This is a genomic window from Streptomyces sp. BR1 (genome assembly GCF_052373795.1).
Lineage (GTDB): Bacteria > Actinomycetota > Actinomycetes > Streptomycetales > Streptomycetaceae > Streptomyces.
On the sequence record NZ_CM126252.1, the window covers coordinates 1,355,368 to 1,365,012 of the forward strand.

4 protein-coding genes are annotated in these 9,645 nt (G+C 71.6%); 3 read left to right on the forward strand and 1 reads right to left on the reverse strand.

From position 1 onward, the window contains the following. Nucleotides 1-149: 149 nt before the first annotated feature. The 3 genes from ACT1U9_RS06045 to ACT1U9_RS06055 all read left to right on the forward strand — a co-directional run bounded on the left by ACT1U9_RS06045 (nt 150) and on the right by ACT1U9_RS06055 (nt 3,135). Nucleotides 150-1,124: an ABC transporter ATP-binding protein gene (locus ACT1U9_RS06045; RefSeq protein WP_444537342.1), complete on the forward strand. Its 975-nt coding sequence runs from the start codon at nt 150-152 to the stop codon at nt 1,122-1,124. Next, nucleotides 1,121-1,969, forward strand: a complete 849-nt coding sequence (locus ACT1U9_RS06050; RefSeq protein ID WP_444537343.1) for an ABC transporter permease — start codon at nt 1,121-1,123, stop codon at nt 1,967-1,969. Before ACT1U9_RS06045 ends, ACT1U9_RS06050 begins: the two co-directional genes overlap by 4 nt. Nucleotides 1,970-2,220: 251 nt before the next feature. Next, nucleotides 2,221-3,135, forward strand: coding sequence for an ACP S-malonyltransferase (locus ACT1U9_RS06055; protein WP_444539020.1), 915 nt, complete (start codon nt 2,221-2,223; stop codon nt 3,133-3,135). A 104-nt stretch (nt 3,136-3,239) separates the two neighbouring features. On the opposite strand, the gene ACT1U9_RS06060 is transcribed toward ACT1U9_RS06055, so the two are convergent. Next, the gene (locus tag ACT1U9_RS06060; protein WP_444537344.1) at nt 3,240-9,569 is read right to left on the reverse strand and encodes a type I polyketide synthase; all 6,330 of its coding nucleotides are present in this window, start codon (nt 9,567-9,569) and stop codon (nt 3,240-3,242) included. Nucleotides 9,570-9,645 lie beyond the last annotated feature (76 nt).

Below are 9,645 nucleotides of genomic sequence, written 5' to 3' on the forward strand. Positions count from 1 at the left end.
GCTCTGCACCATTTCTGTGTCCCATTCAGTCGGCGCTCGACGCGCGGCCGGTCACGCGACTTCCTGTGCGAATCCCGGGCCGCCGTTGCCGCGTCCCACTTGATTCGCAGGCGTAAATGAACCTTAAACGACCCGTGGATTCCGCCGTCGTGGTCGATGGACTGGTCAAGAAATACCCGGGCCGTGAGCACCCCGCGGTGGACGGTCTGAGTTTCTCGGTCCGCCGGGGCGAGGTCTTCGGATTCCTCGGTCCGAACGGGGCGGGCAAAACCACGACCATAGGCATCCTCACCACCCGGGTGGCCCCCACGGCGGGGCGCGCCTTCGTCCAGGGCGTCGACGTCGTGGCCCATCCGGCGCAGGCTCGCCGCGCCTTCGCCGTCGTACCCCAGCGCAACAACCTCGACCGGTCGCTGACCCTGCGGCAGAACCTCCTCTTCCACGCCGGGTACCACGGCATCGGCCGGGCCGAGCGCGGCCGGCTCGCCGACGAGTGCCTGGAGTGGGTGGGGCTCGCCGACCGGGGCAAGTCCCGCGGCGACGAGCTGTCCGGCGGACAGGCCCAGCGGGTGATGATCGCCCGGGCGCTGATGCACCGCCCTGAGGTGCTCTTCCTCGACGAGCCGGCCACCGGACTCGACCCGCAGGCACGGCTGTTCATCCACGAGCGGGTCGCCGAGCTGAGCGCGCGCGGCGTGACCACGGTCCTGACCACGCACGACATGGACGAGGCCGCCAAGCTCTGCGACCGCGTGGGCATCGTCGACCACGGCAAGCTGCTCGCCCTCGACACACCGCAGGCGCTGATGGAGAGCCTGAGCAGCACCGCCCTCACGCTCACCGTGCAGCCCGCGGAGCTGGATCCCGAAGGTGTCCTGCGGCTCCTGGAGAAGATCGAGGCCGTCGAGCGCGTCGAGCGGGTGCTCCAGGAGGAGGACGGCGCGGCGGACGGCTCCCCCACCGCCGTCCGGCTGCGCCTCTACAGCGACGCGCCGTCCGGCGCGGTGCTGCCCCTCGCCATCACGGCCCTGACGGAAGCGAGTTGTGACATCAAGGACATGAGCGTCGGCACCGCGTCCCTGGAGGACGTCTTCATCGAACTCACCGGCCGGGAGCTGCGATGACGGCCACCGCCCTGCCCCCCGAGGTCGCCGACTTCCCCGCGGAACTGCGCCCCGCGCGCTCCGACGTGCGCACGGTGACCCGTACGTTCTTCTTCATCCTGTGGCGGGACGTCTTCGTCACCGGCCGCGAACTGGGCCCCTTCCTCGCCCAGGTGCTCATCGAGCCGTTCTTCATCCTCTTCGTCTTCGGCAAGGTCCTGGGGGAACTCGGCTACACCAGCGGCGGGTTCCAGCAGGTGCTGCTGCCCGGCGTGGTCGCGCTCAACAGCTTCCTGGTCAGCCTGCAGAACACCGCGCTGCCACTGGTGATCGACTTCTCGTGGACCAAGGAGATCGAGGACCGGCTGCTCGCTCCGATCCCGACCAGCCTGGTCGCCATCGAGAAGCTGGTCTTCGGCGCGCTGCGCGGGCTCATCGCCTCGCTGGTGATGATCCCGGTCGGCTTCCTGATCCTGGACCACGCCTCCTGGCCGATGGACAGCTTCGCGGCCACGCTGGGCGTGCTGGTGATGGGCGCCCTGGCGGGCAGCACGGTGGGGCTGACGATCGGCACCCTGGCACCGCCCCGGCACATCAGCGTCATCTTCGCCGTGACGCTGACCCCCCTGATGTTCACCGGGTGCACCCAGTTCACCTGGCACGGACTGTCGTCCATCCCCTGGTTCCAGGTGCTGTGCGCGATCAATCCGCTGACGTATGTGAGCGAGGGCATCCGCGACCTGATGCTGCCGCCGGGCGGCCCGGCCTCCATCCCGCTGTGGGTCGATCTGCTCGCCCTGACCGGCGCGATCGCGGTCTTCGGGCTGATCGGCATCAAGGGCTTCCACCGCAGGGCGCAGGACTGACCGACCCCCCGGTTTTCCCTCCCGGCCTCGCAGGCGGCCGCGCGCACCCGCGCGTGGCCGCGTGCGAGGCCATTTCTTCATCCCGAAAGCAAAGGCATTCACGGATTATGAGCGATTCCGACCAGATTCCCGCGACCGCGTCCACGGGCGCGGGCGGTCCCGCCCCCGCAGGTATCGCAGAGCCCGCCGCGGCGGCGGGTCGGCCCGGTTCTTCGGCCGAGCGAACCGCGACCGCGATCGTATTTCCCGGCATGGGCCCCTCGGCTTTCGCCGAGGTCGGGAAATTCCTGCTCATGGACCCCTATGCACGGCAACGGCTCGCGGAGGCCGACGAAGCACTCGGCTATTCGGTTTTCGACCGGTTCCGCACGGCCGAGGAGGACTACTCCGTCCATTCGCAGGTCGCCTTCCTGGTGAACTCGATGGCGATGGCTGACCGCGCTCTGGACACCCTGGGCATCTCCCCCACCGTCTGCACCGGCCCCAGCTTCGGCCAGAAAGCCGCCGCCGCCTTCGTCGGCTCCCTGCCCTTCGCGGACGTCGTACGGCTCACCGTGGAGCTGGCCCGCTGCGAGGAGGAGTACTTCTCCGGCGCCTACGAGGACGTCGTCACCCATTCCTTCGTCCGCACCCCGCAGGAACGCCTTGACGAGATCCTCGCCGGGCTGGACGACCGCGGCGCCTGGTACGACATCTCCGGCCGGCTGGACGCGGGCTTCCACATGGTGTCCGTACAGGAGAAGGAACTTGACGGGCTGAAGGCGGCGATCAGCGCGGCCGGCGGCTACTCCATGTACTCGATGCGGCCCCCGGTCCACGCGGCGGCGTTCTCGGCGCTGCGCCGCAAGGCCGAGGAGGAGGTGTTCGGCGCCTACGAGCTCGCCGACCCGGCCATGCCCGTGGTCGCCGACCAGGACGGCACGGTCGTACGGGACGCCGCCGGGATGCGCACGATGATGCTGGACACGTTCGACCGGCCGATCCACTGGCCGAGTGTGGTGAAGTCGCTCACGGAACTGGGCGTGGGCACGGTGTGCGTGACCGGCCCGGACAACCTCTTCCACCGGCTGGACCTCACCAAGGACACCTTCGAGGTCGTCGCGGTCGGGCTGCCCAAGAAGCGAGCCCGGGAGCCGCGCCCGCAGCGCGCCGGGCGCGGCGCCTGACGCTCCGCCCCGACAGCGCGGACCGTCCCGCGCGACGAGGGCCGGGCCCCACCGCATCGATGGGGCCCGGCCCTTGTGGTTTCCCGCCTGCTGCCGCCGGCCGGTCAGCGCCGGGTGGCGAGCCACTCCTCGACGGCCCCGGCGGTCGTCGGGGCGTGCTCCTCCATCATGGTGAAGTGGTTGCCGGGCACGTCCAGGGCGGTGTGCTCCAGGTCCCAGTAGGACCGCCAGTCGCCGTCCGTGGCCCGGGTCCAGTCGAAGAACTGCTCACCGGCCCGTACGAGCAGCGTCGGCGTACTGATGGTCCGCGGCTTCCAGCCGCCGAAGAGCCGGAAGTACGCGGCCATCGCCAGCAGCCGGTTGTCGTCGACCGGCACATAGGTGTCCTGCCGCTCGTCCATCCCCTGGGAGAGACCCGGCTGGATGCCCACGATGGCGTCGTCGTCGTGCGAGTAGATGTCGATCATCACCAGGGCCTCGGGGGAAACTCCCGCGCTCTCCAGCTTCCCGGCCACCGCATGGGCGAGCATGCCGCCCGAGGAGTGGCCAAGCAGCACGAACGGCGCGCCGTCGGCCTGCCGCAGCACCGCTTCGGCCTGCGCCTCGATCACCGCCTCCGTGGTCGAGGGGAGCTGTTCGCCCCGCAGGAAGCCGGGCGCGCCGAGCGCCCAGACGTCCCTGCGACCGCGGAAGGCGGAGGCGAAGCGCGCGTACTGGTGCGGCCCCGAGATCGACAGGATCGAGGAGAAGCAGACCAGGGCCGGCCCGCCCTCCCCGCGAGCGAGCCGCACCAGGCCCGGCGCCTTGCGCAGTTCGGCGGACGAGGCGAACGACGGCCGGAACCGTGACGCCTGCATGAGCAGTTCCATGAACTGACCCGACGCGCCTTGCGCACCGGCCTCCTGGAGCATCGCCCCGAACACCCCCGCCGGCTCCTCCTCCATGCCGCCGGCCGCGTTCGCGGATGTGCTCGCGCCGCCGAGGGCACCGGCGAGTTCGACGCGCAGCTGCCGCGCGACGAGGGCCGGCGTGGGGAAGTCGAAGAGGAGGGCGGCGGACAGGCGGAGGCCGGTCGCCGCGTTCAGGTGGTTGCGCAGCTCGATGGCGGTCAGCGAGTCCAGGCCCAGCTCCAGGAACTCCTGGGACTCGCCCACCGCGTCCGGCGACGGGTAGGCGAGTACGGCTGCGACCTGGGTGCGCACCACATCGAGCAGGCCGCGCTCCTGTTCCTCCTCGGTCAGCCCGGACAGGCCGGCGAGAAGCCGCGCGGAGGCCGCAGCCGTGGAGCCCGCCGGCTGCTGCCCGGCGGCCCGGCGGGGGCCGCCGCGCACCAGGCCGCGGAAGACGGGCGGCAGAGCCCCGGCATCCGCCTGGGCCCGCAGGGGGCCGGTGTCAAGGCGCATGGCGACGAGGACGGCGCCGTTGTTCTCATCAGCCGCGTCCTCGGCCGCGCTGAGGGCGAGGGCCGTGTCGAAGAGGGCCAGGCCCTCGGTGGCGGAGAGCGGGGCGAGTCCGGCCTTCGCCATCCGCTGGACGTCGGCGTCGCCGAGCTCACCGGTCATCTCACTGCGCTGGTCCCACAGTCCCCAGGCCAGCGACACCGCGGGCAGCCCCGCCGCGCGCCGGTGCTGGGCGAGGGCGTCCAGGAACGTGTTGGCCGCCGCGTAGTTGGCCTGCCCCGGGTTGCCGAGCGTGCCGGCCGCCGAGGAGAACAGGACGAACGCCGCGAGGTCCAGTCCCCGGGTCAGCTCGTGCAGGTGCAGCGCCGCGTCCGCCTTGGGACGCAGCACCGTGTCGACTCGCTGCGGGGTCAGCGACGGTACGAGCCCGTCGTCGAGGTGGCCCGCGGTGTGCACGACGGCGGTGAGCGGGTGCGCGGCAGGGATGTCCGCCAGCAGCGCGGCCAGTGCCTCCCGGTCGGCCACGTCGCACGCGGCGACGCTCACCTCGGCGCCCAGCTCCCGCAGTTCGGTGACGAGTGCGGCGGCGCCGGGGGCGTCGGCTCCGCGCCGGCTGGTCAGCAGCAGATGCCGCACGCCCCGCTCGGTGACGAGGTGCCGGGCGAGGAGGCTGCCGAGGGCGCCCGTGCCGCCGGTGACGAGGACGGTGCCCCCGGGCGCCAGGGCCGGGGCCTGCGCCGCGGGTGCCGTCTCCGGCTCCGGCTCGTGGTCCGGCGCGGTGGCGGGGACACGGGCCAGGCGCGCGGCGCGCAGGACACCGTCGCGCACGGCGATCTGAGGTTCCCCGACCGCCATGGCGGCGGCCAGCAGCGGGGCGGGACCCGCGGCCCCGGCTTCCCCGGCGGACGTGTCGAGGTCGAGCAGCACGAACCGCCCGGGGTTCTCCGACTGCGCGGACCGCAGCAGGCCCCACACGGCCGCGTGGGCCAGGTCCGGCACGCCCTCGCCCGGGCGGGCCTCGACCGCGCCCCGGGTGACCACGGCCAGCCGGGCCCCGGTGAGGGCCTCCTCGGCCAGCCAGTTCTGCACCAGTTCCAGCACCTCATGGGCCGCCCGCCGGGCGGCTTCGGCCGTGTCGCCGGTGTTCTGGGTGTTCTCGCTGCCGGGGAGCCCGTACGAGACCAGCACCGTGTCCGGCAGCGGCTTGCCCGCCGCCACCACGCCCGCGAGCGCGGACAGGTCCGCGTACCCGTCGACAGTGGCACCCGCGCCCCGCAGGCCGGCCTCCAGGCGCAGGGCGTCGGCGCCGACCACGGCCCAATGGCCGCCCTGGGCAGCGGACTCCGCGCGGAGCGGGGTCCACTCAAGCCGGAACAGCGACTCGTGGAACACCGGCCGGTCCGAGCGCAGCCGCGCCGGGTCGAGCACCCGCAGCAGCAGCGACTCCACCGACACGACCGGCGCGCCCTGTTCGTCGCATGCCGTGAGGGACACCGCGCCGGAGCCGGCGGGAGCCAGCCGCACCCGCAGCGCGCCCGCGCCGGCCGAGTGCAGGCCGACCCCGCTGAAGGAGAACGGCAACCGGATCCGGCCGTCGTTCCCGCCCTGCGCCGCGTCCTCGCCCGCGAGGAAGCCGCCTTCGAGCGCGATGCCGTGCAACCCCGCGTCCAGCAGCGCCGGGTGCACGCCGAAATGGGCGGCCTCGGTGCGCGGGCCCTCGGGCAGCACCAGCTCGGCGAAGAGTTCGTCGCCGCGCCGCCACGCCGCCCGCAGATTGCGGAACGCCGGGCCGTAGGCGAACCCGCCGGCGGCGAACCGGTCGTACAGATCGTCCGCGTCGAGCGGCTCGGCGCCCGCGGGAGGCCAGACCTCCAGGCCCCCGGTGTCCGGTCCGGCCGGGCTCCCGGCCGCACCGAGCACCCCACTGGCGTGCCGCGTCCACGCTACGTCCTGGTCCTGGCCGTCCTCGTCGCCCGGGTTCTCGGGGCGCGAGTGCACCTGGAGCGCGCGCCGGCCCGTGTCGTCCGGGGCGTCCAGCGAGACCACCAGCTGGATGCCGTCCCGCTCCGGGAGCACCAGCGGCGCTTCGAGGGTCAGCTCCTCCACGACCTCGCAGCCGACCCGCCGCCCGGCCTGCAGAGCCAGCTCCACGAAGGCGGTGCCGGGCAGCAGGACCGCGCCCGCCACCGCGTGATCGGCCAGCCAGGGGTGGCTGTGGAGGGAGAGCCTGCCGGTGAACAGCAGTCCTTCGGAGTCGGGCAGTTCGACGACCGCGCCCAGCAACGGGTGTCCGGCCGGGCCGAGCCCGGCGGAGGCGACGTCACCGGCGGGGGCCGGGGGCACGTCGATCCAGAACCGCTCGCGTTGGAAGGCGTACGTCGGCAGGTCGACACCCTGGGCGCCGGTACCGGAGAAGTACGCCTCCCAGTCGACGGCGAGGCCACGGATGTGCGCCTGCCCGAGGGCCGCGACGGCACTGGCGGCCTCGTCACGGCCGGAACGCAGGAGCGGCACGAAGGCGGCATCGCCGCCGGTGACACAGCCCTGGGCCATGGCGGAGAGGACTCCGTCGGGGCCGAGTTCGAGGTAGGTGGTGACACCGGCCGCTTCGAGGGATCGGATGCCGTCGAGGAAGCGAACCGCCTCGCGGACGTGACGTACCCAGAAGTCGGCTGACGCCATCTCGTCCGAGACCAGAGCGCCGGTCAGGTTGGAGACGACCGGGATACGCGGGGACTCGTAGGACAGCCCCTCGGCAACCTTGCGGAAGTCGGCGAGCATCCCGTCCATGTGCGGGGAGTGGAAGGCGTGACTGACCGTCAGCTGCTTGGACTTGCGGCCTTCGAAGTGCGCCACGATCTCCTGCGCGGCGTCCTCGTCACCCGCGATGACCACCGACTGCGGGCCGTTGATGGCCGCGATGCTGACCCGGTCGGTGAGGTACGGAAGCACCTCGTCCTCCGACGCCTGCACCGCGATCATGACACCGTCACCGGGCAACGCCTGCATCAACCTGCCCCGGGCAGCGACCAGTTCGCAGGCGTCCTGGAGCGAGAACACCCCCGCCACGTGCGCCGCCGCGATCTCACCTATCGAGTGACCCGCCAGGAAGTCGGGCTTCACACCCCACGACTCCACCAGCCGGAACAACGCCACCTCAACCGCGAACAACGCAGGCTGCGTGAACTCCGTCCGATCCAACGCCTCAGCGTCCGAGCCGAACAGCACATCCTTCAACGGCAGTTCCAGACGCGAACACACCGCATCCAACGCCTCCGCGAACACGGGATACGCGTCATACAACTCACGCCCCATCCCCAGCCGCTGACTGCCCTGACCCGTGAACAGGAACGCCAGCTTCCCAGCGCTCACCACACCCCGCGCCACACCCGAGGCGGCTCCCTCCACCTCCAGCGCGGACAGACCCCGCAGCAGTTCCTCCCGGTCCCCCGCCACGACCACCGCACGATGATCGAACGAAGCCCGCCTGGCAGCCAACGAGAACGCCACATCCACCGGACGCAGCCCAGAAACACCCTCCACACGCGACCGCAACCGCGCCGCCTGCCCACGCAACGCACCCGCCGACTTCGCCGACAACACGAACGGCCAACAACCAACAGGCCCATCACCCACAACACCAGCAAGCTCCTCCGGAGCCTGCTCGATGATCGTGTGCGCGTTCGTACCACTGATACCGAACGACGACACACCCGCACGACGCGGACGACCCGTCTCCGGCCACGGCATCGAATCGGTCAGCAACGAGACCGCACCCGCCGACCAGTCCACATGCGGAGTCGGCTCACCCGCATGCAACGTCCGGGGAAGAACACCGTGCCGGATCGCCATGATCATCTTGATGATGCCCGCGACACCCGCCGCCGCCTGCGTATGACCGAAGTTCGACTTCACCGAACCCAACCACAACGGACTCTCATCCGAACGCTCCCGGCCATACGTGGCCAACAACGCCTGCGCCTCGATCGGGTCACCCAACCTCGTACCCGTACCGTGCGCCTCCACCACATCCACCTCAGCAGCCGACAGACCCGCACTGGCCAACGCCTGACGAATCACGCGCTGCTGAGACGGACCATTCGGAGCCGTGAGGCCGTTGCTCGCACCATCCTGATTGACCGCCGAACCACGCACGATCGCCAACACCGGATGACCCTTCGCCCGCGCGTCGGAGAGCCGCTCCACGAGCAGCATGCCGACGCCCTCGCCCCACGCCGTGCCGTCGGCATCGGCGGAGAACGGCTTGCAGCGGCCGTCTCCCGAGAGGCCGCGCTGGCGGCTGAAGGCGACGAACGTGCCCGGCGTGGCCATCACGGTGACGCCGCCGGCCAGCGCGAGATCGCACTCGCCGTTGCGCAGCGCCTGCACCGCGAGGTGCAGCGTGACGAGGGAGGACGAGCAGGCCGTGTCGACCGTGACCGCGGGCCCTTCGAGGCCGAAGGTGTACGAGACCCGGCCCGAGGCGACACTGCCCGAGCTGGAGGTGCCCATATAGCCCTCCAGCCCGTCGGGGGCGCGGTGCAGCAGCGTGCCGTAGTCGTTGTACATGACGCCCGCGAAGACGCCCGTACGACTGCCGCGCACGGCGGCCGGGTCGATGCCCGCCCGCTCGAACGCCTCCCAGGACGTTTCCAGAAGGAGACGCTGCTGCGGGTCCATGGCCAGGGCCTCGCGCGGTGAGATCCCGAAGAAGGTCGGGTCGAACCGGTTGGCCTCGTGCAGGAAGCCGCCTTCCTGCACATAGCTCGTGCCCTGCCCGTCGGGGTCCTCGTCGAACAGCCGCCCGATGTCCCAGCCCCGGTCGGCGGGGAAGGGGGTGATGGCGTCCGTCTCCTCGGAGACCAGTCGCCACAGGTCCTCGGGCGACTCGACGCCGCCCGGGTACCGGCAGGCCATCCCGACGATCGCGATCGGCTCCCGCTCCTCCGACTCGACCTCCTGGAGACGGCGGCGCGTCTCGTGGAGATCGGCCGTCACCCGCTTCAGGAAGTACCGGAGCTTTTCCTCATTCATGCGTGCATCCCTCGTACAGAAGCCAGAAAGGCAGAGCCGTCGGCAAGGCGGAGCCGAGCCGTCACGTCGGGGTTTC